The organism is Streptomyces sp. NPDC096310, assembly GCF_044763125.1.
Lineage (GTDB): Bacteria > Actinomycetota > Actinomycetes > Streptomycetales > Streptomycetaceae > Streptomyces.
On sequence record NZ_JBIWFO010000061.1, the window covers coordinates 1 to 2,307 of the forward strand.

1 protein-coding gene and 1 pseudogene are annotated in these 2,307 nt (G+C 71.7%); both read left to right on the forward strand.

From position 1 onward, the window contains the following. Positions 1 to 53 precede the first annotated feature (53 nt). Positions 54 to 461, forward strand: a pseudogene (locus tag ACIQ7D_RS37465) (acyltransferase domain-containing protein); the annotation flags it as partial. A 21-nt stretch (positions 462 to 482) separates the two neighbouring features. Beyond that, on the forward strand, positions 483 to 2,307 hold a 1,825-nt coding region (locus ACIQ7D_RS37470; RefSeq protein ID WP_403945771.1), incomplete at its 3' end, for a polyketide synthase dehydratase domain-containing protein.

Below are 2,307 nucleotides of genomic sequence, written 5' to 3' on the forward strand. Positions count from 1 at the left end.
CGTCGTTCGGGGGTGCTTTGTCGGTGGCGGCGGTGAATGGTCCTTCGGCGGTTGTGGTTTCGGGTGGTGTTGAGGCGTTGGATGAGTTTTTGGCGGGTTGTGAGGCTGGGGGTGTGCGGGCTCGTCGTGTTCCGGTGGATTATGCGTCGCATTGTGGGTTGGTGGAGGAGGTGCGGGTGGAGGTGGAGAGGGCGGTGTCGGGTGTGGTGCCGGGTGTGGGGGTGGTGCCGTTCTTTTCCTCGGTGACGGGTGGTGTGGTGGATGGGGTGGGGTTGGATGCGGGGTATTGGTATCGGAATCTGCGTTCTCCGGTTCGGTTCGAGGAGACGGTGCGGGTGCTTCTTGATGAGGGGTTTCGGCAGTTCGTCGAGGTGAGTGCGCATCCGGTGCTCACGCCGGGTGTGGAGCAGACTGCTGAGGATCATGGTGTTGAGGTGTCGGTGGTGGGTACGTTGCGTCGTGGTGAGGGTGGTGGGGGGCGTTTGCTGAGGTCTGTTGCGCAGGCGTATGTGGCGGGGGCGCCTGTGGAGTGGGCGCGGGTCTTCGGCGGTAGTGGTGCGCGTCGGGTCGACCTCCCGACCTACGCCTTCCAACGACAGCGCTTCTGGATCCAGCAGCACGGCGGTGCCGGAGGCGCCGACGGCACCGCGCACGGCATGGCGGCCACCGGGCACGCCCTGCTCGGCCGCGGCGTACCGCTGCCCGGCTCCGACGGGTTCCTGTTCACCGGACGCCTGTCGCTCCGCGACCAGCCCTGGCTGGCCGACCACTCCGTACTCGGCCGCGTCGTCGTCCCCGGCACGGCGTTCCTGGACATGGCGCTGCGCGCCGCCGACACGGTCGGCTGCGACCACGTGACCGAGCTGACCCTCGAAGTCCCGCTGGTCATGACCACGACCGGGACGACCCATGTGCAGGTCCTGGTGGCCGCGCCCGACCACGACGGCAACCGCGGGATCAGCGTCCACGCCCGAGCCCAGGACGCGCCGGCCCACGCCTGGACGCGGCACGCGCGAGCGACCCTGACCGCCGGCGCGCCCGGTGAACCGGACGGTCTCGGCAGTTGGCCGCCGGCGGGGGCGCGGCCGGTGGAGACGGCCGGGTTGTACGAGCGGCTGAGCGACGAGGGACTGGTGTACGGGCCGGTCTTCCGCGGCCTGGAGACCGTCTGGCGGGACGGCGACGGCGCGGTGTTCGCCGAGGTGACGCTGCCGGACGCGGCGGACTCGGACACCGCGGGGTTCGGCCTGCATCCGGCCCTGCTGGACGCGGCGTTGCACGCGTGGCCGGCGTGTGCGGACGGCGCGGGTCCGGACACCGTGCGGCTGCCGTTCCTGTGGACCGGTGTCACGCTGCACGCCACCGGTGCCACGCGCCTGCGGGTACGCCTCACTCCTGCGGAACCGGAGGAGGGCGCGCTGTCGGTGCTGGTCACGGACGCCGCCGGCCGGCCGGTCCTCTCCGCCCGGTCGCTGGTGACCCGCCCGGTCACCGAGGCGGCCTTCCCCGCGTCCCCGGGGGCGGGCGCGTCCCTGTACCGGGTGGCCTGGAACCCGGTGACCGGCTCCGGGCCGGAAGCCGGGGCAGCGCCCCGTATCGCGGTGCTCGGCGAGGCCACCGACAGCCTGCCGGAGCCCGACCCCGCGCTGGCCGGCTGCCGCGACCTCGCGGCACTGGAGGATCGCCTGGGCGCCGGTGATCAGCCAGTACCCGACCAGGTCCTGGCCGAGGTCTTCGCACCAGGCGGTGAATCGCTCCCGGCGGCCGCCGAACACACCGCCCGACACGCCCTGGAGCTCGTCCAGCGCTGGCTCGCCTCGGCACGGTTCACCGCATCCCGGCTGGTCCTCGTGACCCAGGGTGCGGTCTCCGTCGAAGGCGGGGAGCACATGGCGGGTCTCGCGGCCTCCCCGGTCTGGGGGCTGGTGCGGTCCGCGCAGACCGAACACCCCGGCCGTCTCGCACTGCTCGACCTGGACCCGCGAGGGACGACGCCCGATGCGGTACGACGGGCTCTGGCCGCCGGCGAACCCCAACTCGCTGTCCGGGGCGACGAGATCCTCGCGCCGCAGCTCGTACGCGACGAGCCCGACCGGCCGGCGGACGTGCAGCACACCGGCCCCTGGCACCTCACCACCGCCAGGAACGGAACGCTTGAGGACCTGGCCTGGTCCCCCGTTCTCCCGGACCCCGTCCCGAACGCGGTGCCTCGTTCATTGGGTGTGTTTGAGGTGCGTGTTGAGGTGTGTGCGGTGGGGGTTAATTTTCGGGATGTGCTGGTTTTGTTGGGTGTGTATCCGGGTGCGG